We start from the raw sequence: 19,805 nt of genomic DNA, 5'->3' as shown, positions 1-19,805 counted from the left end.
GGAACAGAGGGTGGTGGATTGAATTATTTCAACCGATATACCAATTCATTTTTTAATGAACGACATGATAAAAGTAGCGCGGGAAGCCTAAGCCATAATAATGTAAAGTCTATCTGTCGCGATCGGGAGGGTAATTTATGGGTCGGCACTTATGATGGTGGATTAAATTTAAGACGTAAAGGACAACAGGTTTACGAACATTTTCGTTTTGATCCGAATGTCATCAATGGACTGGCAAACAATAACGTGTATGCACTACTGGAGGATCGCCAGGGCGATATTTGGATCGGAACATTTGGTGGCGGTTTGCAGGTACAGCGGAAAAATCAAAAACCCGGTTATTTCCAGATCTTTAACGTTGCCGGTAAACAGTTGAGCTCTAATATGGTCAGAGCACTCATGGAGGATTCCAGAGGTAATTTATGGATTGGTACTTCTAATGGACTAAATCTTAAAATAGCAGGTACCGATAAGTTCATATCGTTTTTGAATCACAAAAATGACTCGCTTTCAATCAGTGGTAATGATATTATCAGTATTCACGAAGATAGAAAAGGACAAATCTGGATTGGAACCTATATGGGAGGTTTAAATCGCTATCTGCCCGAAAAGAAAGCCTTTAAACGTTTCAATGAACAAAATGGCCTTCCGGTCAATAATGTCTTTGGTATTCTGAGTGATCTAAAGAACAAATTGTGGCTAAGTACCAACACAGGGATTACCTGTTTCGATCCGCAAGCAGGAAGTGTTAGAAGTTATACAAAAGTGGATGGTTTGCCTGGTAATGAATATATTCAAAATGCAGCCACCATGCTGCGGGACGGAAAATTCGCTTTTGGGAGCTTTTCTGGTTTTACCCTATTCAATCCAGACAGCCTTAGCGTCAATAGCTATGTTCCGCCGATACAGTTTACTGATCTTAAATTGTTTAATCGTACCGTTAGACCCGAAATAGATGGTGTAATCCCTAAGGACATATCCATGATGGATGAATTGGTATTAGATCACAATCAGAATGTGTTCAGTCTTGAATTCAGCGTGTTAAATTATGTCCATCCTGAAAAAAATAACTATGCCTATTATTTAAAAGGTTTTGACCAGGAATGGAATTATGTCACCAATCCAGTCGCTACCTATACAAACTTGGATCCGGGAAATTATGAACTCTGGATAAAAGGGTCAAATAATGACGGTATCTGGAATGAAAAGGCGCGGGTTTTAAAAATAAGAATTCTCCCAGCACCTTGGAAAACATGGTGGGCTTATACAGGGTATTTCTTGATTTTGGGCTTTATTGTGTTCTTGATTATCCGTTTTTTCATGGTAGAAATAAACTAAAACGTGACCTTTTGATCCGAAAGATTGCTTCCGAGAAGCAGGAGGAACTGCATGAAGCCAAACTGAATTTCTTCACAAATATCTCGCATGAATTCCGTACACCCCTCTCTTTGATTATAGGCCCATTGAATCAATTGAAAACGGATCATTCGCTATCTGAATATGCACAGGAACATCTGGGCTACGCCTCACGAAATGCTGATCGCTTGATGAATTTGGTCAATCAATTACTTGATTTCCGGAAACATGAAGGCGGAAAAATGGAGCTGCACAGTCAGAAAGTCCTTGTATCTGAATATCTTAAAAACGTTTTATTAAACTTCCATTTTATAGCTGAGAAGAATAATATCCAGTTTTTTCTTGAAAATAATATTTCCACCGATTACCAGGCATATTTTGACCCTGAGCAGTTTGAGAAAGTGCTTGTCAATCTGATTTACAATGCCTTTAAATTTACCGATAAGGGGACGGATAAAAGTACAAGTTGAACGTGAGGGCAATGACGATGCGTCTAAATTACTTGTTTCCGTCTGGGATTCCGGTAGAGGTATCCCCGCAAAAGATATACCCTTTGTATTTGAACAATTCTATCAGGCAAACACCGAGGGTTTTGTCGCCACTAGTAGTGGTATAGGACTTGCATTGTCAAGATCCATTATCCATTTACATGGCGGCTTGTTAACTGTTGAAAGTAATATGGCCGCAGAACCTTTAGCTTATAATACCGTCTTTAGGATCAGTCTGCCGCAGCAGAATGTACATATAGATGCTTCATTTACAACTGATATATTAAGCGGAATTGAAGAAACGAATGTCTCTGAACAGTCTGCTCAATTGGTCGACGATCAGGAGCTTGTGGAAGTTGAAAATGACCGGACAGCAGATGAGAAGCCGATTATTCTTGTTGCCGAAGATAATGTCGAGCTGAGATGTTTTCTTTGCGAAAACTTACGCAAGAAATATGTGGTTTTAGAAGCAAACGATGGAAACGAGGCGCTGGCATTGGTTCAGGCCAAACAGCCGGATATTATTATTTCAGATGTGACGATGCCAAACTGTGATGGTATAACATTGTTGCAACAAATAAAGAATGATAATAGCACTAATCACATTCCGGTTATTTTATTGACGGCGCGAACCGCCGACCCCTATATCACCGAGGCTTTTGAAGTGGGAACTGATGATTATATTACCAAACCATTCAGTATGCCACATTTGATTCAGAAAATATCAAACATCATACAGACGAGAAAACGTTTGGAGGAAAAATTTGTTCAAAATTATCTTTTGGGGGACAGGGTACAGAGACAACCGAAAGAACACGCTTTTTGATCAGGTATTGCGTGTTGTGGAGGAAAACCTAGGCTGCGAGGATTTCGGTGTGCAGGAGCTGACCAAGGCAATAGGTGTGAGCCGATCAGTTTTATACCGTAAGATAAAACAACAAACTGGTTTGAATCTGGTTGAATTTATCAATATGGTACGTCTGAAAAAAGCTGCACAAATACTGTTGAATAATAGTGAATTGAGTATTAGCGAAGTTGCTTATCAAGTAGGTTTCAATGATCCAAAATATTTTAGTAAAACCTTTAAGAAATTCTATAAAGAAAGTCCACGTACCTATATCGAGAAATTTAGTGTTAAAAATAATTAAGATGACCATACCATCAATCTTCATGCTGTCACAGGGAAAACGATTATGAAAATTGACTTCGGGTTCTTTCCGGTCAATAAGCAGAGTGTTGGACGCTGACTGGTCCCTTGATAAAAAAGAATCAATAAAATTAGGCATAAAAAAAAAGGTTTTCAAACGGGGAGAATGAAAACCTTCAATAACCAATTATAAACCTAAATTATGATAGTACAAATATAGTTGTTTTAAACTTCATCTGAAAATAAATTAGCAACCTTATTGAATTGTGTAGTTTAAAATTGACAAAGTTTTTTATGCGTTTTAGCTATAGCCTATTCGTTTTAGCTAGCTTACTGATAAAAAAAAAGTGTGAGCAGCCCCAAAACCGCAAATACGGCATATCCCAATCCGATTTCAAGTTGAGAAGAGGGATTGATTAAACTCACTGTACCGTAGCTCAGAGAGGACGTTAACAGGTAAGTAATTCCACCGACCAATCCGCCAGCTATTCCTGCTGACAATGGGAATCGACCCAAACAATAACTGAAATAATTATTGAATATAAATCCGGCGGAACAATGTACTGCAAATGCGAAGAATGTCAATGTATATAAATTTGTTTGATAGGGGATACCACAATCATCAATAGTACCAGGATAATCTGGATAAAATTAGCGATTCGCAGCTTTGGTATTAAGGCTCTTTTGATCAGCGCTTTCCCAATAAAACCACCGCACATCCAAGCTAATCCCATGATTAGTGAGGTGTAGCCTGTCGTGATTGCTCCATAACCCAATTGATGCTCGATAAAAAATGGGCCACTAAGGTTATAAAACATGACTAAACCGTAAGATATTCCGCACATCAACACGCCAAAAGTAAAATCGTTTGTCTTTAACATCATTTTAAATTCGCCGATAAGATAGTTGACGTGTAACGGTTTTCTTTGTTTAATTGTCTCGCCAGAAAAGATAAATTCCAGGACAAAAAGTATCGCACTATAGATTGCGAGGACCATAAAATTTGAACGCCATCCAAACTGCGTTTGTAAGTATCCACCAATAAAGGGGGCTATAATAGGTCCGATAGACCAGACGATGGTCATGATACTGAGATAGTGCTTGCGTTGCTCGCCCTCGTACACATCGACGAAGTAAGCCCGTTTGGAAATGACGACGAACGCAGAAAGAATTCCCTGCAAAATACGCATGCCGTAAATAATCCAGATATCATCAGTAGTTGCGGTTATCCAAAAACTAAGGATAAAGAGAAAGAGTGAAATCAGGTTGATTCTATATCTTCCCCACGCATCCACGAGTGCGCCCGTGAAGAATTGAGCTACACCGTAGCTGATCAGAAATAAGGACAGTGTTAACTGGATACGGCTTTCACTGAGACCAAACTCCAAGGCCATTTGAGGCATCGAAGGAAGATAGATATCAGTAGCAAGACCTGTAATTGGAACAAGTGCAAAAGCCAGTATCGTTGGAACAAAAGATTGTCTGGGTTTAGTGTTTTTTTCCATCGTGATAATTTGTCGACAAAAATAATTCCATTGATGGATACAAAATATATAGAATTCAAACAAATTATTGTGAAAATCAAACAGCCTGATCACAATGCCCCAAAGCAAAAATATTGACGCGATTATGACGCTGTGCGGGTTCGCCTAATAGACTTGGTATTTCTTCCCTGGCTTTGGCATACAATATTTTTAACTTAACTTGTTGGACGATTTATATAAGATTATCATAATAGAAATATCGTTTTTAACTAATATCTCGATAATGAAAGACTTGAACGCTGAAATTGATGCTATTTTCCCGAAGATTGTTGCTATCCGTCGGCATATCCATCAGCATCCTGAACTGTCTTTTCAGGAATATGAGACGAGTGCCTATATCCAGCAACAATTAACCGCACTCGATATCCCATTTAAACTTGTGGCCAATACTGGTGTGGTTGCCCTATTGGAGGGCGAAAAATCGCCTAGTGATACTATTGTGGTTTTAAGGGCTGACATTGATGCCTTACCGATTCATGAGCAGAATGATGTGTTCTATAAATCTAAAAATGAAGGTGTCATGCACGCTTGCGGACATGATTTTCATACAGCAAATCTATTGGGTGTAGCTTCAGTCTTAAAGGGGTATAAAGCTGAATTTTCAGGAAAGATTGTATTACTGTTTCAGCCTGCGGAGGAAAAAATTCCCGGTGGGGCAATCCAGATTTTGGAATCCGGTATATTGGAATCTTTTGGTGGAAAGATTAAAGCTATTTTGGGAATGCACGTAAGTCCACGTGTTCCGTTGGGAAAAATAGGCTTACGACCAGGGAGGTTTATGGCTTCGAGTGATGAATTTTACATGACGATCAAAGGGCGTGGTGGCCATGCTGCTGAGCCACATCGGGCCATCGACCCCATTATGATCGCTGCGCAGCTGCTCACGACCTTACAGCAAGTGGTCAGCCGTAAGGCGAATCCGGATATCCCATCCGTCCTTACTTTTGGTCGTTTTATCGGTGAGGGGGCAGCTAATGTTATCCCTGAAGAAGTCAAACTGGCCGGAACCTTCCGTACAATGGACGAAGCCTGGCGTAAAGAAGCGTTGGAAACAGTTGCCGAAATTTCGCAAACATTACCTGTAGCTTTGGGAGCGACAGTGGATGTCGAGGTTCGACATGGCTATCCTGCGTTGAACAACAACCCTGAATTGACCCAGCAGATAAAAAATATCATACAGACAACCATGGGAAATGATGTGGTACAGGATTTGGAAATTTGGATGGCAGCAGAAGATTTTGCTTATTACTCTTATCAATATCCGGCTTTGTTTATGTTGGTGGGGACGAATAATAACGATAATGCGACCCAACATGGGCTTCATAATCCTCAGTTCAACCTCGACGAAAAGGCATTTAAAATAGGAATTTCAGTTTTTGTAAATGCTGCACTGTCCCTCTTGAGCGAGTCTTAAATTAGTTGCTTGCTACCGTTGTCAAAAGCTTACTATTGAAAATAGATGCCGGTGAAATGACTGTTTCCTCCAAAGGAATCAGATTGCCGTAACGTTCTTTGAGTTTGCTTTTGACCTCGGCGCTACTGAGGTCAAAATCTTTGAGTTTTTCCAGTTTGCCTACTTCGATTCCAGCACCGCGTTGATAGATTTTCCAGATCAGTTCCGAACAATAAATTCTGTTGTCCGACCATTCGAATGTGGCATCGTAGTTTTTACCCAAAAATCCCTCACCGATTCCCTTCATTTTAGCTAAAGCTTCTTTTGATAGTACTTTCTCTGCTTCTTTAAGTCGTTTGATGACATAATGTTTGTTTTTTCCTCGAGCAATCCAATCTGTCAAGCTGGTCACTGTGACGGGTTGAACAGCCTCCAGCACGTAAGGTTTTCCATCCTCATGAAAAATAAGACCACAGTGAGAGTAAGGAGAACCTGTGGCCAGTTGTACAGCTTTACATTGAGGCGAGACGGATGACTGAAAGATCATATCGCCATCTTTTAACTGAGGTAGCATCGCGCTACTTTTAACTTTTTTATCTAAAGATCCGTTTTGAGCTTTCGTTGCATTAATATGGAAATAATATCGCCCGATCAGCAGCGTGCAAATGATTATCAGGATAAATACAGCTATTTTTTTTCATCTGTGTAATTTTTTTAATAGGATCATATCATCTGCTATTATCGTTTATTCCAGTAAGATACGAAACGTATCGGCATAATTTATTGATTTATCTGTATGACTTTATTTTGGTAACGTTATTTTAGCTGTTGTTAGTATGCGCTGATTATGAATTGCTTTTTCAATCTTGTTATTCCCTTAAATAGTTATGCTGTTATTCAATCCCTATACTACCAGAAGTAGTGCATAGCATAAGTTGTTGTCCTTATCTTATGGTTATGAATTGTTTTTAAGTTTAGCTATTAGGATGATAGATAGTTTGATGTGTGATAAGTGTTGTTTTATTTAAAAGATCAGATAGCTTTTTTGCTTTCGCCCGCTCTGCGAGTTGGATTGCATTAAGTACTTCTGTTTCATATTTGTATACCTTTTCTGTTGAAGCACCATGATCCAAAAGATAGCGTGCGATAACCTTGTTTTTTTGTTGTATTGCTTTACCGAGCAAGGTGCATTGTGTAAAACTGTAGTCGAATTTGACCTCATCTATACCCAAGATGTCTAAACTGTTTAAGGATGTTTTTTTGATAAAATCCATGTCGTCCTGTTCGATCGCTATTTTAAGCAATTCAAAGTCATTGAAATTCTTATTCTTTGTCAAAAATGAGTTGTAAAGAACTTTGCCACAGCGTAGTTTTTATTGGCTAACATATTGTGGATCGCATTGTAACCAAATTCTGCTGTGTTGGAGAAATCGTTCAAATGGCTTAAAAACAAGAGTATGTTTTCTTTGGGGACGGTCCCCAGTTGAGTCGCTTTAATTGTTCCAAATCGTTTGCCGCAAACAGTGCTGTCAGCTCTTCAATGAATTCTAAGGAAAACAAATGGTTGACTAACCTGGGTTCGGATGGCAAATTGCTTGTTCTTAATATGTTGAGTTCGTTGTCAGTAACTCGATAATTAACGGACATCGGAGCCCCTGATAACTACTGATTTTAAGTTCTGAGTCAGTTAATTCATATTGTTTCAGCCTAAGATTTTCGGCGTTTGTGCCTGGGAATAGGGTATTCAGATTCAATACTATAGCAAGATAGCTGCTGTCATTTACCTGTAGATTGTAGTGTAAATAGCCATCGTCACTGATCGAATAGGGGCTGAACGACTGCTGTTGGGGTTGATTACGAGAAACCGCCCAAGCCCCCTGCGGCAATAGGACTGTGCTTATGCTAACGAAAAAGCAGCATATATATGTTGATGTTCGCAAGAGCAATGCTCGAATGAAATACAACTTATTCATCAACATATTGTGTTAAAATTGTTTCGATCTCATCTATAAGTTTGTAGGAATCTGATTCCAGTAGATCTATTTCAGCTTGAATGTTAGGAGTAATCGGCAATTGCATCAGTTTTCGATATACTTGAATGTCCAGCTCAATACTCCTGAGTTTGAGTTGAAGTAAATATTGCCCTTGCTCGGTTTGTAAGTATAGTTGGTTGAATGCCTGTTTCAATCGCTCCAGTTCGGCAATTGTTCTGCTGTGGTCATTTTCTGCCGCTAGGCCGTAATTGGGGTATTTTTCACCCAATTGATTGAATGCATCAAGATATTCCTGTTCCGATAAAGAATGTATATTCATATAAAGCAGGTTATAAGCGTATAAGGCTTCCTGATTTTCCTCACTGACCGGAACTTCCTGATAATCTTCGACCAACTGCGTGATGTCCTGATATTCAGTTTGTAAAATAGCTTCAATATCCTTATTGATTAATTTTTCTTTGTTCATGCGAATATTTTGTTCTTTTGGCAGTCAATGTTGCGATCAATTCGCTTGACTTATTTGTCTTAAAGACAAAGATCCGATTTTCAGCGAAAGGTACTATCCCTGTATTCAGCTAATTTTATATGGCCTCTTGGTCGTTTTGTATTTCTCATTTTCAAGCGAATTTTAGCGTTTGTTTGTGTATGCTTAGATGCCAAAGAAAGTAAAACTGTGATTTTTATTGCGCGTTATTAATGAATAAGGTGTTTTTAATAAGAGTTATTTTACTGGTATTTAAGAGTTTGTGTTTTTGTTTTGATTTATTGAGTAAAAAGTACTCAATATATTTTGCCAAAGTGAAAATAATACGCATATTTGTTGAGTAAAAAGTACTCAAATAGAGTGGTTGTAAAAAAGAAAAATGATTATATTAAATAAACATCAGCTCATCACCGAACAGTTTCCAAATGGAGAAACGAAAGTGAAGGATTTCGATCAGTGGATCAAAGCGGATAATCTGCTCGAATTTACCTATCAGGAAGATGGCGATTTGATCCGTTTGTTTTTTGTAAAGAAACGACTTGAAGAAGCAGGAGCGAGTTGTAAATTATGGATTCGTTATATGCCCTATAGTCGTATGGATCGCAAAATTGAGGGCGACCTATTTACCCTAAAATATGTCGCTGCATTTATCAATAGCCTGCAGTTTGATAAAGTATATGTTGTAGAGCCACATTCCGAAACAACCCTCACATTGTTGGAAAATAGTGTAGCGATTTATCCTGCGCTAGATTGGTTGCCGAAACTCATGGAAAAACTCGAATTTTCAGATAATGACCGAATTGTATTTCCGGATAAAGGGGCCGCGGCACGCTATTTAAATAGTGGCTACGAAGATGCCTGTGTCTTTGAAAAGCAACGCAACCCACAAACGGGACGTATCGAAGCGATGAAATTAAAAACAGGTAACATTGTAAAAGGTGCCAAATGCATAATTGTCGATGATTTATGTTCTGCAGGTGGAACATTTCTCTGGGCTGGAAAAATTCTAAAGGAGATGGGGGCAAATGAAATCTACCTGTTGGTGACCCATTGTGAGCCAAGGATTTTCAAAGGTACTTTGTTGGAGGAAGATTCACCGATCGACCTTGTTTTCACCACAGATTCTATGATGAATACCATGCATCCGAAATTAAATTATATCAACTTAACAACTGAAAGCTATGTTTAGAGCAATGAGCAAAAATCCGATTCTCTGGACCGACGGTTACAAATTGTGTCACAAGGATCAATATCCAGCACATACAGAATGGGTATACGAAACCTGGACTCCCGGATGTCCCGGATCGCAGGAATAAGCCATGTTGCCTTCTTTGGATTGCAAGGTGCTCTGGCGGAGATCAGTAATTCTTTCGATGAATATTTTTTCACCCAACCTGAGGATACAGTTGTTGCGCAGTATGAAGAAGCCATTCGTGAAGTTTTCGCGATGACCAATAGCAATTTTGCGCGCACACATCAGTCACAACATATACGCGATTTACATCGTTTGGGCTATCTTCCGATTAAGGTGAAAGCTTTGAAAGAGGGGAGTCTCGTACCGATAGGCGTGCCGATGTTTACGATCGAGAATACCCATCCAGATTTCTTCTGGTTGCCAGGTTATCTTGAAACGCAACTCTCTGCTTATATCTGGTCGCCAATGACCGCGGCGACTATCGCCGATCAATACAAGCGATTGTTGACAGGTTTTGCTGAAAAAAACAGGCGATATCAATAAAGTATTCACCCAAGCTGGAGACTTCTCAATGCGTGGTATGGGATCGCCTGAAACCGCTTATCGCACTGCAGGTGGACATTTACTAAGCTTCGGCGTTTCCGCAACACTCTCTGTTCGGGAATACCTCAAAACCTATTACGCAGCCACAAGTGATGTCATGATGTACACGCCTTCAACAGAGCATAGTGTGATGTGTTCTTACGGTGAACAGGAGGTTGAAGCCTTCCGACATTTGATTACGGAGGTTTACCCCAGCGGAAACATTTCTATTGTGTCCGATACCTATGACCTATGGCATGTTGTGGATCACGTATTGCCACAATTGAAAGACCTGATCATGGGACGGGAAGGAAAAGTTGTCATTCGACCAGACAGTGGCGATCCTGTTAAAATTATTTGTGGTGATCCGGAAGCTGATCACGAAACAGTTCAAAAGGGATTGTCGACCGTTTATTTGAACTCTTTGGCGGGACGGTCAATGCGAAAGGCTTCAAAGAACTTGATCCACATATTGGTGTTGTCTATGGCGACTCCATCACTGTGGAACGGGCAACTAAGATCTGCGAAGGTTTGATGGCGAAAGGTTTTGCCTCGACCAACACAATACTTGGAATAGGATCCTATACCTATCAGTATGTCACAAGAGATACCTTTGGCTTCGCTTTAAAGGGAACGGCCGAAATTGTGGACGGTCAGTTTAAAGCTATTCAAAAAGACCGGCCACAGACACCGGTAATTTTAAGAAATCCCAAAAAGGTATGGTTGCCGTTGTATTTGAAAACAATGATTTTCGCTTGATAGACGATCTCAATCCAACGACCATCGAACAATTGAATGATAGCAACCTGCTCAAAGAATGTTTTGTGGATGGGGCCTTTGTCAGCACAGCTAGCTTTAAGGAAATAAGAAATAGATTACAAACAGAATCAATAAGAGTATATGGAAAATAACCTAGGAAAACCGTTTTTCATCAATGATGAAAACGTTGGACAGTATGCACAACAAATGGCATCATGGATTGCGGGACAAGTGAATGCGGCAAACCGTCAAGGTTTGGTACTGGGCATGAGCGGCGGGATTGACTGTAGTGTGGTTGCTTGTTTATGCCACTTGGCGAAAGTAGATGTCCATTTAGTGATGATGCCCTATAGTAGTGACATGAACAATAGCAAGAGTCATGCACATGGGATGGAGCTTATTGAAAAATTTGATTTTCCCTACCATATCTTTGATATCAAACCAGCGGTGGATGCGCTGACGATCAATAACGAAGCCTATATTGCAGCTTCAAGCGAATCCAACCGTGTCTTGAGCTTAGCCAATATCCGGCCACGGGTCCGCATGACTTACCTCTACCAATTTGCACAATTGGGAAGCCGTTTTGTGATCGGTACCGGCAATATGGCCGAAGCGACCGTAGGTTACTTTACCAAATGGGGAGATGGCGCTTATGATCTTAATCCCTTGGCTATGGTGACCAAGCAAGAAGTATATACACTGGCAAAATACCTAGGTGTCCCCGAATCCATTCAATATAAGAGTCCTTCAGCAGGTCTATGGGAAGGACAGACAGATGAAGAAGAATTGGGCATGAGCTATGCACAGATTGACGGATTTATTCTGACCGGAACATCCGGTGAGCCGACGATAGATGAACTGATCCGTAGACGTCAACAACAATCTGCTCATAAGTTTGCTGCGATTCCAACTTTCAAAGGCTAGTAAAAAGTAGAGCTGATAGGAAAAGGTTAGGTTTAGGACACATACAATACATAATTATTGAAGATGAAAACAAGATATGAACAGATTGTTGATGTAAGAGAGATCGCATCCGAAAAAAGGGATCATATTCCGTCCATATTGTCATTGGTTGGGCAGGAGCAAATCCTGCCTGCTGCATCGGATAAAAAGCGTACACTGCTTTTGGCGATTGATGTACAGAACGATTTTATGGAATCCATTGGCAGTCTACCGGTAGCTGGTTCGCGTGCTGATGTACAACGGCTGACTCAATGGATGTACAACAACATGGATTCTCTGACACAGGTCATGTGCAGCCTTGACTGTCATTCACTGCTGCAGATTTTCCATGCAGACTGGTGGGTGGATAAGCAAGAAATCAGCCCAAACCTTTTACGGTCATCCGTCACAAGGATCTTATCGATGGAACATGGACTGTCGCCAATGCGGACACAGCTGAACAATCTCTAGCGTATCTTAAAAATTTAGAAACCGAAGGGAAAAAGGAGCTTTGCATCTGGCCCTATCATTGTTTAGAGGGCAGCTCGGGGCGCAATTGGAAAGTCAATTTACCAATATGCTCTATTTTCACAGCGCTGTACGTCAAGTCAAACCCCTATTGGTTTATAAAGGACAGGATCCCTACACTGAAATGTACGGTATCATCAAAGCCGAATACGATGACAATAAATTTGTCAATCATGCCGTGCTCGAGGCTATCCAGGCCTACGATGCCATTTATATCGCTGGACAGGCATCAAGTCACTGTGTATTGGCATCTGCAATGCAGATATTGGAATATTTTGCGGCGGATAAAGCGATTACGTCCCGCATTACCCTACTGATAGACTGTATGTCACCTATTGCTGGTTTCGAAGAATCTACACAGCAGGCTTTTGATTCACTGCATGAAAAATACGGCATACAGATCAAAAAGTCCACAGACGTAATTTTATAACAAGATGGTCAGTACTCCAAAAACATATAACTACGAATACCCCAGACCCGCCGTTACAGTCGATTGTGTAATCTTTGGTTTTGAAAAAATCAACTTAAACTGTTATTAACCAAACGGGCGATAGAACCTTACTTAGGAAATGGGCATTTCCCGGTGGCTTTATTCAGGAGGATGAAACTGCGGATGAATGTGCGCTACGTAAATTGTCCGAAGAAGCTGGACTCAGCAATATCTTTCTTGAGCAGCTCTATACCTTTTCGGATTTAAACCGTGATCCCCGGGGACGGGTCATCAGTATTGCCTATTATGCCTTAGTTAAACCTAACGAATATATCCTGGAGGCTGGACTTGATATCGATGCGGTGCAATGGTTTAGTTTGGAGGAGGTAGCTGATTTGGCTTTCGATCATCAGCAGATCTTGTCTGTTGCGGTCGAACGCCTCAAAGGTAAAATCCGTTACCAGCCCATCGGATTTGAACTGCTGCCGGCACAGTTTACCTTACCTGACCTGCACAAATTGTATGAAACAATTCTGCAGCGTTCGATAGATCGCGGTAATTTTCGCAAAAAGATACTGAGCATGGATCTGTTGATCGACCATAGCGACATGCAAAAGGATAGACATGCCAGAGCAGCAAAAATCTATAGTTTTGATAAAGAAAAATACGAAGAACTCAAAGAAACAGGATTTTACTTCGAAATCTGACAATTTACCTTATCCATCAGGCTCATGAAACAACATGAGCCTTTATCCATTTCAATATTTAGCGTTTACAAGTCGAATATCGATTGTCACAGCGCTTAAATTGACTTACCTTTCCTATTATGTGATTGAAATACGATATTAGATTGAAATATCTTAATGGTGAATTATCTGTTGTATGAAAAAGTACTTTATTGCGCTGGTCTTGTTTTGTCGCTATGTATGGCATGTCAACAAAACAAGGTAAAAATCCTGTTTCTCCTCCAATAAAGGAGGCTATTGTAAGCGAAAAGCCAGCGGTCGATTCGCTTGTCTTTCAGGATAAAATGATCAGAATTTATAAGATAGATTCCATCAGCTTTTTTAAGGAACAGCAAAAGACGGATTATAGGAGAGATACCATCGCTTCGATCAGCGATGTAAAAGTCGCGAAAAAGCTATTGCAGGGCCGTGTCGTATTTGGAGACTATATTCCAGGTAAGGCCATGGAAATTGATACATTGGTGGAGGGGATGTAATTGCTCAGGTACGACTTAATGATGGTCGCTTACTAACGGCCGGAAAAACAGAAGGTGCCATTGATCTGTTGGAGAATATGTTTGTAAAATATTTTCCATCTGAAGAGATTTTGTTGTTGGAAGGAGGACATACGACAGATCAGGCACTTGATTTGCGTCAGGGGAAATGGGATATCGAAGAAATCGGCAATTTAGACTATGTCTATTTCTCTAAGCATAAGAAATATAGATTGAATGGCATGTTTAACGGGCAGGAATGTTCCAGTTACTTTTTGCAAAAAAGGAAAATGAGGTCTATCTGACCTATGCGCAGATTCCCCTGGACTGGAATGATAACTTTGAACTATGTACCCTAAAAGAGATCTTTTGGAAAGGAGATCAGCAGCTATACTTTCGGAATTTTTCTATGGGGCACCGCACGATAAGCGAGCGGGTTTCTATAGACTGGATATTATTTCCGAAAATTGATGTCATCAATAGGGATGCATCGAATCTCAAATTGCTTTTCCTGGCAAACTGCCCTTGCAAGTAGGAATTAGCAAAAGGAAAAATCCCTGTTTTCCGCTAAGCAGAATATTTAATAATAGCTGTATTTTTACTGCATCAGGTACAGTGCTTGCCGTTTTCATCTATTGAGGTAAGCGCGATCTATTTTAAGACTATCGGGCAATAAGGTTATGGCGCATCGCATTTATATATATAACGTAAATCCTAAAACAAAAGAAACATTTGAAGCACATCTGGCCGAATGGAATTATGAAATTCCAGCTCTGATGTTCCCGCTATTTTCTTCGGGTATCCGTTCCCAAGGAACACAGCTCTATGCCAATAAGGAAGACGGTATTGCAAGGTTACGCTATTTTTATGCGCTGCTTGCTGATGTTTATCAATTGCATTACAAAAGAAGTATGCAGAACCGGTCAACAAGATGTTTGAATTTTTGGAAAGTTTGCCATTCGATACCTTTCAAATCGATGGACGGGATGTCTTCAATATGAATGTAGAAAAACATACAGCACAGGCAAGTGACTGGGTAGATGAGATCAGGACGACGGGAGCTTTATACACACAGGCCCTTGAGCAGCAGCGTTTGGATCCTCTTCAGAAGATCTTGCAATTATCAGGCTATGATACTTTTCTGGAAATGCTCGAGACAGACTGGATTAACTATGGTTTGGGTTTGTGGGAAGAACATGCTTTTCAGCAGGAGGGAACCGAAGTCTTTGAAGAAAATGGAAAACAAGGATTAAAGGATGCTCTTGGAAATATTCGGGTCGCTGCGAAATATGATGAGCTATTTGAGTTCAATGAAGCGGGGATTGCTGTGGCTGAACTGGATCAACTATTTGGTTACATCAATGATCGGGGAGAGGAGATCGTACCCTGTCAGTACGTTGAGGCATTTGACGCGCGTGTTATCGATGGGATTAATTATGCTGAGGTTGAAATCGAAGGGAAACGAGGTATATTGAATATTGATAGCAAACAACTTTCATTACCTGCTGCCTATGATGATTTGGACTGGTTTGCCCGTGGTTTTTTGAATGCAAAGCAAGGTGATAACTATTTTCTTTTTGCTGCTGATGGAACACAGGTTATTACCGAATCGGCGGATGAACCTTTTGGATACGATTACAGTAAGCTTTTTTATAAGCGGCAAAAAGGGACCATGAAGCGGAAATACTTTCGTATGGATGGTCACTATTTGGGTAGTTTTCTGGAAGATAGCCTACAGGCTCTTCCCAACGCCTATTTCTGGATCAAACCCAATAAGTTGCAGCGCAAGATTTCAATCATCAAGCCTGATGGTACTGTGCTGGATGAAGAGATTGACCGTATCATCGTCCTGGATGATTATCGTAGCATCGCATACCTGAAAAATAAACAATGGCAGATTTACGCACTCGCGCATGATCTATTCCGCTTAGTCGATCGATCTATTGCTAAAATCTTGGTCGATAGCATTAAAAACTTACGAAAAGATGTCTTTGTTGTCGCCTGTGCCGAAGGGCAAGGGATATATGAAGCTTATCTTGATCAATGGCTACTCGAACCTGATCCGGCTTATCTAAAAATCGAATATTGCTATATGGACTTTATGCGTATCCAACAATCCGAAGGAATGCGCTATTTTGATACCAAAGTGAATTTCTGTAGCGAACTTTACGATTATGTCAGTGCGCCGATTCATGATCCTCATCCGGAACGAAGCGAAGGTGAATTCTTACTTTTATTTAAAGGAGAAAGGCTGTTTTATGTAGATCTAAAACGAAATGTCGCTGAATTTCCTGAAACAGCATTTGGCCGTTTGTATGCCGAAAAATATAATTTGCAGGAGCTGACCAGAGCTACTTTGTACAATTTTATCAAGCATGGACAAAACGAAAAGGAGCGGGGTACGAATCTTATCTTGATAACGATACGTTATACGAAAAAGCGCGGAAACTAAATTGGGCCGGTAAGATAGCCGAGGCTATACCTTTGTTGACTATCGGTGCCTCCCGAGGTAGTGCCGACTGCCAATACCTTCTTGGCAATATCTATTGCGATACAGATCATCAAGATTTTCTGGATATTCCTAAAGCGATCGGCTTCTACAAGCAGGCTATCGCACAGGATCATGCGCAAGCTTGGACGAACTTAGGGTTCATCTATGCTACGGGCCTTGGTCTGCCGCTTGACATTCCCAAAGCCTTAGAAGCTTACCAAAAAGCTGCGGCACTGGGGAAACGCAAGCAATGAGCAATCTTGGTCACTGGTATTATGAAGGAGAACATCTTGAACAGGACTATGGGCAAGCCTTGTATTATTTTAAGCAGGCTGAAAAAGAAGGCATCGACAACGATGCACAGATAGCTGAAATTTATTATCAACAGAAAGATTACACTAATCTTTTACGTTATCTGAAAAAGGATAAAGCGGGACAGTATGCTGCAATTTATTATGGGATTTTGTATGAAGAAGGTTGGGGCGTAAAACAGAGTATGGTAAAGGCGCTGCGTTACTACGAACAGGCAAACGAAAACGCTACCTATGCTTATGCCGTCAATCGTCTCTTGTATTACTATAAAAATGGAGCGTTTGCAGATGCCGCTAAATACAACTTTTGGTTGGATTTTGCCAAAAACAATGACGTTGATATTGAAGAATAAAAAAGAATATGGCACATCGAATTTATATTTATAACACGGATAAAAAAGATCAGGAGTATTTCCATGCTTATTTGGGTGAATGGAACTATGTCATTCCAGATTTGTTGCTGCCCCTGTTTGCCGCAAATCCAAAAGCAAAAGGTACCTTGGTATATGCTGAAAAAGAAGCGGGTGTTTTAAGATTAAGGAGATTCTTCGATCTGCTTATTCAGGAGTATAACTTGATATCCAATGCTGCTGTCCTATTGACCATCGAAAAAATGTTCGATTTTCTGCATGGACTTCCATTTGAATGCTTCCAGATCAATGCGCGTGATGTTTTTAATATGTCTGAGGTGAAACATAGCCAACAAGCAAAGGATTTTGCTTTTGAAATCTATGAGAAGAACCTGTATTACGAAAAAGCAATAGAGAAGCAGTCGTTATCAGCGCTTTATCCTATCTTGAGCCGTTCAGGTTATGATTCCTTTTTAGCGATGTTAGAGGCTGAGTGGAGCAACTATGGATTGGGCTGGTGGAATACGGAAGCGATTGATAGTCTTGATAACCAGTTTTTTGAAGAAAATGGACGCTGGGGAATCCGGAATGCGAAGGCTGAGGTGAAAGTTGAACCCTGTTATGACGAGATCGGAGACTTTGATTACAATGGCTTTGCAGTTGTTGCGAAAGAAGGTTTGTTTGGTTATTTAAATAGAAAGGGCGAAGAGACCATCCCTTGTATGTACGCCTCTGCAGCGCCTGTACAGAGCGGCCGTGGTACCATTGTAGGAAAAGTGAGTTTAGCGGGCAAGCATGGCTTGGTGGACGTGGAGACTGGCGCTACAATTATTCCCTTGAACTATGCGGTTTTGGACGATTTTGCTTATGGATTCTATCAGGGACAGCGGGACGGAAAATATGACATTATCGATGCCGAAGGTAAGGGCTTTCATACGGAAGGTTCTGATGAACCTTTTGAAATAGACTACGAGGGTTTTATTTATCAGCCGATAGCAAACAGCAAACTACGTAAATATTATTCCAATCAAGGTGTTCTATTGGGCAAATATCCAGAAGGGGTTTTGAACGAATTGTTGTTTGATTTTTACGCGGTCAATTTAAACAATAAAAAAAAGAAATCAGTCCATGCAGCAGACGGCTCCCTTTTGGTAAAAGATGTGGCTGTGCTAAATGCCATGAATGGGCTCAGCGCATTATATTACCTTTCGGAAGGCAAATATTTTCTGTATGACCTCGCTAGTCGGGATTTTCTTCTGCAAGATCTGACGATTAAATCTATACAGGGAGGTGCCGATTTTGGTAATGGTGCCTATAATTGTTATATCATCGAAACCGAATCGGAAAGAGGAATCTATCACACGGAGACTAAAAGCTGGCTGCTACCATTGTCAGCATATTATGCCACGATCAGCTATGCGCTGATGGACTATTTTATCCTGCAAGATCAGGTGGGCGGGTATTATTACTACGATACTGATAGCAAAGAACTGAGTGAATCCTTCGATTTCATCTGTGGTAGTGTACGGCATTATCAAGATCTAATGATGTTGCGCGACCGCAAACTGTTCAATAAAGGATATGAGGGATTGGAAGAGGTGCCCCAAGATCAGTATGGATATTATATCAAGGCATTGGACAAGCTGGAAGGGAAGGAGCTCGAGGTTTTTGATCATTTTTTTACCCAGTGGAAAGCGGATCGGGGCGTAGATTTTGAATCTGCTTATGATAGTTATACCTTGTATCACATGGCCATGGATTGCTGCAGAAATGGAGACGTCGAAAGTGCTATCCGTTACTTTACATTTTCAGCTGATCAGGACAATGAAAGCAGTATGTATGAACTTGGTAATATCTATACGGATACCGATAATGAAGATAAACGTTTTCTGGACCTGAAAAAGGAATTGCATACTATGAGCGGTCCGCCGAAAAGGGATATGCAGCTTCTTGGAATAGCATCGGTTATCTTTATCAGCATGGAATAGGTTATACTTCGGATCTAAAAAAGCTTTTGAGGCCTATAACAAAGGGGCTGACCTTGGGAATGGCTATGCATTATCCAATTTGGGTTATTTCTATTTTAGTGGGACCTATGTAGAGGAAGATCTCGAAAAAGCATTGGATTACTACAAAAAGCGGAATTGAAGCTGGTTGAAAATAATCGCAATATTGCTTCGATTTATTATAGTTTAGATGACTATGACCGTCTACTTGTTTATCTGAAGAAAGATAAAGCGGATAGCTATTCCAATATTTATTACGGTTTGATGTATGATGCGGGGTTAAAATTTAAAAAGGACAGTAAAAAGCCGTTCATTATTTTGAGCGGGCAAATCATTATGGTGTTTATGAGTCTGCTACAGAAAGCTTATTGGGTTATTATAAAAATGATCCCGACTTTATGGATCAGGAAAACATGCCTACTGGTCGAACTTTGCCCGACAACACGACTTGGATATTGAACCCGAATTGTTGATTTGGGCGAATGAGAAAAGTGGGGAGTAGAAGCAAAGGACGAACCTACAGAAAATAGTAGTTCATCCTTTTTAGTAAACTGTTTAAAAAGAAAAAATAACCTGCACGATGTTA

General features: G+C 40.4%; 28 protein-coding genes and 1 pseudogene. 23 read left to right on the top strand and 6 right to left on the bottom strand.

Going from position 1 to position 19,805, the window contains the following annotated elements:
* Positions 1-18: 18 nt before the first annotated feature.
* The 4 genes from KUH03_RS04645 to KUH03_RS04630 are packed head-to-tail and all read left to right on the top strand — an operon-like array spanning position 19 to position 2,992.
* The gene (locus KUH03_RS04645; protein ID WP_257091783.1) at positions 19-1,338 is read left to right on the top strand and encodes a two-component regulator propeller domain-containing protein; all 1,320 of its coding nucleotides are present in this window, start codon (positions 19-21) and stop codon (positions 1,336-1,338) included.
* Between the two features lie 11 nt (positions 1,339-1,349).
* Complete coding sequence (locus tag KUH03_RS04640) at positions 1,350-1,826, top strand: sensor histidine kinase KdpD (protein ID WP_257091782.1); 477 nt, start codon at positions 1,350-1,352, stop codon at positions 1,824-1,826.
* Positions 1,780-2,670 carry a response regulator gene (locus KUH03_RS04635; RefSeq protein ID WP_257091781.1) on the top strand — a complete coding sequence of 297 codons (891 nt, stop codon included), beginning with the start codon at positions 1,780-1,782 and terminating at the stop codon, positions 2,668-2,670. The genes KUH03_RS04640 and KUH03_RS04635 overlap by 47 nt, the downstream gene beginning before the upstream one ends.
* 16 nt (positions 2,671-2,686) lie before the next feature.
* Positions 2,687-2,992 (top strand): AraC family transcriptional regulator, encoded by a 306-nt coding sequence (locus KUH03_RS04630; protein ID WP_257091780.1) that lies wholly within the window; start codon positions 2,687-2,689, stop codon positions 2,990-2,992.
* Positions 2,993-3,321: 329 nt separating this feature from the next.
* Here the strand turns inward: KUH03_RS04630 and KUH03_RS04625 are convergent, their stop codons facing one another.
* Positions 3,322-3,576, bottom strand: a complete 255-nt coding sequence (locus KUH03_RS04625; RefSeq protein ID WP_257091779.1) for a hypothetical protein — start codon at positions 3,574-3,576, stop codon at positions 3,322-3,324.
* Positions 3,573-4,496, bottom strand: coding sequence for an MFS transporter (locus tag KUH03_RS04620; RefSeq protein ID WP_257091778.1), 924 nt, complete (start codon positions 4,494-4,496; stop codon positions 3,573-3,575). Before KUH03_RS04620 ends, KUH03_RS04625 begins: the two co-directional genes overlap by 4 nt.
* A 262-nt stretch (positions 4,497-4,758) precedes the next feature.
* Between KUH03_RS04620 and KUH03_RS04615 the strand changes: the two genes are divergently transcribed.
* The gene (locus KUH03_RS04615) at positions 4,759-5,949 is read left to right on the top strand and encodes a M20 family metallopeptidase (protein ID WP_257091777.1); all 1,191 of its coding nucleotides are present in this window, start codon (positions 4,759-4,761) and stop codon (positions 5,947-5,949) included.
* A 1-nt stretch (position 5,950) separates the two neighbouring features.
* Here KUH03_RS04615 and KUH03_RS04610 read toward each other — a convergent pair whose 3' ends face one another.
* The 4 genes from KUH03_RS04610 to KUH03_RS04595 all read right to left on the bottom strand — a co-directional run bounded on the left by KUH03_RS04610 (position 5,951) and on the right by KUH03_RS04595 (position 8,388).
* The gene (locus KUH03_RS04610) at positions 5,951-6,502 is read right to left on the bottom strand and encodes a YiiX family permuted papain-like enzyme (protein ID WP_257091776.1); all 552 of its coding nucleotides are present in this window, start codon (positions 6,500-6,502) and stop codon (positions 5,951-5,953) included.
* 400 nt (positions 6,503-6,902) lie between these two features.
* Entirely contained in the window at positions 6,903-7,265 is a 363-nt protein-coding gene (locus tag KUH03_RS04605; RefSeq protein ID WP_257091775.1) for a hypothetical protein, read from the bottom strand.
* A 264-nt stretch (positions 7,266-7,529) separates the two neighbouring features.
* Complete coding sequence (locus tag KUH03_RS04600) at positions 7,530-7,814, bottom strand: hypothetical protein (protein WP_257091774.1); 285 nt, start codon at positions 7,812-7,814, stop codon at positions 7,530-7,532.
* Positions 7,815-7,893: 79 nt separating this feature from the next.
* A complete protein-coding gene (locus KUH03_RS04595; protein ID WP_257091772.1) occupies positions 7,894-8,388 on the bottom strand; it encodes a hypothetical protein in 495 nt (164 codons plus the stop codon).
* A gap of 397 nt (positions 8,389-8,785) precedes the next feature.
* On the opposite strand from KUH03_RS04595, the gene KUH03_RS04590 reads away from it, so the two are divergent.
* The 18 genes and pseudogenes from KUH03_RS04590 (at position 8,786) to KUH03_RS04505 (ending at position 19,678) form a co-directional block, all read left to right on the top strand.
* Positions 8,786-9,595, top strand: a complete 810-nt coding sequence (locus KUH03_RS04590) for a phosphoribosyltransferase family protein (protein ID WP_257091771.1) — start codon at positions 8,786-8,788, stop codon at positions 9,593-9,595.
* 105 nt (positions 9,596-9,700) lie between these two features.
* A complete protein-coding gene (locus KUH03_RS04585) occupies positions 9,701-10,144 on the top strand; it encodes a hypothetical protein (protein ID WP_257091770.1) in 444 nt (147 codons plus the stop codon).
* A pseudogene (locus KUH03_RS04580) lies at positions 10,116-10,529 on the top strand (hypothetical protein); the annotation flags it as partial. The gene KUH03_RS04585 and the pseudogene KUH03_RS04580, both read left to right, overlap by 29 nt.
* 53 nt (positions 10,530-10,582) lie before the next feature.
* On the top strand, positions 10,583-10,942 hold the full coding sequence (locus KUH03_RS04575; protein ID WP_257096686.1) for a hypothetical protein: 360 nt from the start codon (positions 10,583-10,585) through the stop codon (positions 10,940-10,942).
* Complete coding sequence (locus tag KUH03_RS04570) at positions 10,939-11,094, top strand: hypothetical protein (RefSeq protein WP_257091769.1); 156 nt, start codon at positions 10,939-10,941, stop codon at positions 11,092-11,094. Before KUH03_RS04575 ends, KUH03_RS04570 begins: the two co-directional genes overlap by 4 nt.
* Positions 11,084-11,866: an NAD(+) synthase gene (gene nadE, locus KUH03_RS04565; RefSeq protein WP_257091768.1), complete on the top strand. Its 783-nt coding sequence runs from the start codon at positions 11,084-11,086 to the stop codon at positions 11,864-11,866. Before KUH03_RS04570 ends, nadE begins: the two co-directional genes overlap by 11 nt.
* Before the next feature lie 63 nt (positions 11,867-11,929).
* Entirely contained in the window at positions 11,930-12,355 is a 426-nt protein-coding gene (locus KUH03_RS04560; protein WP_257091767.1) for a hypothetical protein, read from the top strand.
* Positions 12,356-12,395: 40 nt separating this feature from the next.
* Entirely contained in the window at positions 12,396-12,842 is a 447-nt protein-coding gene (locus KUH03_RS04555) for a hypothetical protein (RefSeq protein ID WP_257091766.1), read from the top strand.
* Between the two features lie 104 nt (positions 12,843-12,946).
* Complete coding sequence (locus KUH03_RS04550) at positions 12,947-13,549, top strand: NUDIX domain-containing protein (RefSeq protein ID WP_306429696.1); 603 nt, start codon at positions 12,947-12,949, stop codon at positions 13,547-13,549.
* 224 nt (positions 13,550-13,773) lie between these two features.
* On the top strand, positions 13,774-14,064 hold the full coding sequence (locus KUH03_RS04545) for a hypothetical protein (RefSeq protein ID WP_257091765.1): 291 nt from the start codon (positions 13,774-13,776) through the stop codon (positions 14,062-14,064).
* A gap of 68 nt (positions 14,065-14,132) precedes the next feature.
* Positions 14,133-14,366 (top strand): hypothetical protein, encoded by a 234-nt coding sequence (locus tag KUH03_RS04540; RefSeq protein ID WP_257091764.1) that lies wholly within the window; start codon positions 14,133-14,135, stop codon positions 14,364-14,366.
* Positions 14,321-14,596, top strand: a complete 276-nt coding sequence (locus KUH03_RS04535) for a hypothetical protein (RefSeq protein ID WP_257091763.1) — start codon at positions 14,321-14,323, stop codon at positions 14,594-14,596. The genes KUH03_RS04540 and KUH03_RS04535 overlap by 46 nt, the downstream gene beginning before the upstream one ends.
* A gap of 145 nt (positions 14,597-14,741) precedes the next feature.
* The gene (locus tag KUH03_RS04530) at positions 14,742-15,062 is read left to right on the top strand and encodes a hypothetical protein (RefSeq protein ID WP_257091762.1); all 321 of its coding nucleotides are present in this window, start codon (positions 14,742-14,744) and stop codon (positions 15,060-15,062) included.
* Positions 15,059-16,513, top strand: coding sequence for a WG repeat-containing protein (locus KUH03_RS04525; RefSeq protein ID WP_257091761.1), 1,455 nt, complete (start codon positions 15,059-15,061; stop codon positions 16,511-16,513). Before KUH03_RS04530 ends, KUH03_RS04525 begins: the two co-directional genes overlap by 4 nt.
* A 32-nt stretch (positions 16,514-16,545) precedes the next feature.
* The gene (locus tag KUH03_RS04520; protein WP_257091760.1) at positions 16,546-16,806 is read left to right on the top strand and encodes a tetratricopeptide repeat protein; all 261 of its coding nucleotides are present in this window, start codon (positions 16,546-16,548) and stop codon (positions 16,804-16,806) included.
* Positions 16,803-17,216 (top strand): hypothetical protein, encoded by a 414-nt coding sequence (locus tag KUH03_RS04515; protein ID WP_257091758.1) that lies wholly within the window; start codon positions 16,803-16,805, stop codon positions 17,214-17,216. Before KUH03_RS04520 ends, KUH03_RS04515 begins: the two co-directional genes overlap by 4 nt.
* 8 nt (positions 17,217-17,224) lie before the next feature.
* A complete protein-coding gene (locus tag KUH03_RS04510) occupies positions 17,225-19,201 on the top strand; it encodes a WG repeat-containing protein (protein ID WP_257091757.1) in 1,977 nt (658 codons plus the stop codon).
* Positions 19,202-19,357: 156 nt separating this feature from the next.
* The gene (locus KUH03_RS04505) at positions 19,358-19,678 is read left to right on the top strand and encodes a hypothetical protein (protein ID WP_257091756.1); all 321 of its coding nucleotides are present in this window, start codon (positions 19,358-19,360) and stop codon (positions 19,676-19,678) included.
* Positions 19,679-19,805 lie beyond the last annotated feature (127 nt).

This window comes from Sphingobacterium sp. E70 (assembly GCF_019285695.1).
In the GTDB taxonomy this organism is placed as follows: Bacteria; Bacteroidota; Bacteroidia; order Sphingobacteriales; family Sphingobacteriaceae; genus Sphingobacterium; species Sphingobacterium detergens.
Note: the sequence above shows the minus strand (reverse complement) of the source record. Positions and strands in the feature narration are given on the sequence as shown.

Bases quoted from the DNA above. Each gene is read 5' to 3' on its own strand.
- KUH03_RS04635 (WP_257091781.1), top strand. From the start codon at position 1,780: ATGCCTTTAAATTTACCGATAAGGGGACGGATAAAAGTACAAGTTGAA.
- KUH03_RS04530 (WP_257091762.1), top strand. From the start codon at position 14,742: ATGGCGCATCGCATTTATATATATAACGTAAATCCTAAAACAAAAGAA.
- KUH03_RS04615 (WP_257091777.1), top strand. From the start codon at position 4,759: ATGAAAGACTTGAACGCTGAAATTGATGCTATTTTCCCGAAGATTGTT.
- KUH03_RS04560 (WP_257091767.1), top strand. From the start codon at position 11,930: ATGAAAACAAGATATGAACAGATTGTTGATGTAAGAGAGATCGCATCC.
- KUH03_RS04595 (WP_257091772.1), bottom strand. From the start codon at position 8,388: ATGAACAAAGAAAAATTAATCAATAAGGATATTGAAGCTATTTTACAA.
- KUH03_RS04590 (WP_257091771.1), top strand. From the start codon at position 8,786: ATGATTATATTAAATAAACATCAGCTCATCACCGAACAGTTTCCAAAT.
- KUH03_RS04610 (WP_257091776.1), bottom strand. From the start codon at position 6,502: ATGCTACCTCAGTTAAAAGATGGCGATATGATCTTTCAGTCATCCGTC.
- KUH03_RS04585 (WP_257091770.1), top strand. From the start codon at position 9,701: ATGTCCCGGATCGCAGGAATAAGCCATGTTGCCTTCTTTGGATTGCAA.
- KUH03_RS04525 (WP_257091761.1), top strand. From the start codon at position 15,059: ATGAATGTAGAAAAACATACAGCACAGGCAAGTGACTGGGTAGATGAG.
- KUH03_RS04535 (WP_257091763.1), top strand. From the start codon at position 14,321: ATGTTCCAGTTACTTTTTGCAAAAAAGGAAAATGAGGTCTATCTGACC.
- nadE (WP_257091768.1), top strand. From the start codon at position 11,084: ATGGAAAATAACCTAGGAAAACCGTTTTTCATCAATGATGAAAACGTT.
- KUH03_RS04620 (WP_257091778.1), bottom strand. From the start codon at position 4,496: ATGGAAAAAAACACTAAACCCAGACAATCTTTTGTTCCAACGATACTG.
- KUH03_RS04510 (WP_257091757.1), top strand. From the start codon at position 17,225: ATGGCACATCGAATTTATATTTATAACACGGATAAAAAAGATCAGGAG.
- KUH03_RS04545 (WP_257091765.1), top strand. From the start codon at position 13,774: ATGTCAACAAAACAAGGTAAAAATCCTGTTTCTCCTCCAATAAAGGAG.
- KUH03_RS04515 (WP_257091758.1), top strand. From the start codon at position 16,803: ATGAGCAATCTTGGTCACTGGTATTATGAAGGAGAACATCTTGAACAG.